At 63.0% G+C, this 373-nt stretch carries 1 protein-coding gene; it reads right to left on the reverse strand.

Going from position 1 to position 373, the window contains the following annotated elements:
• Window positions 1-123: 123 nt before the first annotated feature.
• On the reverse strand, window positions 124-373 hold a 250-nt coding region (gene minC, locus KUA57_RS09510; protein ID WP_218494161.1), incomplete at its 5' end, for a septum site-determining protein MinC.

Consider the following 373-nt stretch of genomic DNA (forward strand, 5'->3'; position numbering starts at 1 on the left):
TGTCATGACGATCAAACCCTTATGTTCGAATAAATCGCGTTATCGTAAAGCAAAAAGCCCGTGTAAGGCTTCTTACAGAATGTGTGTAGTTGATTTGCGCTCTTGCGCGAATCGGGTGTTGCGTCAGGCCTTCAGGGCCTCGATGCGCAGCGTGTCGCCGTCCAGCCGGATCAGCGCCGGCTGGTTGTGCAGCGAGCGGTCGAGCTTGTCCTCGACCACGCGATACACGCCGGCCACGGCCAGCAGCTCGGCGTCCAGGTGCGTGGTGAAGATGCGGGCCGTGGCATCGCCGCGCGCGCCCGCCATGGCCTTGCCGCGCAGCGGGCCGTACACATGCACGTTGCCGTCGGCGATGACCTCGGCGCCCTGGCTG

The sequence above is a fragment of the Streptococcus vulneris genome (assembly GCF_019218685.1).
GTDB classification, from domain to species: domain Bacteria; phylum Bacillota; class Bacilli; order Lactobacillales; family Streptococcaceae; genus Streptococcus; species Streptococcus vulneris.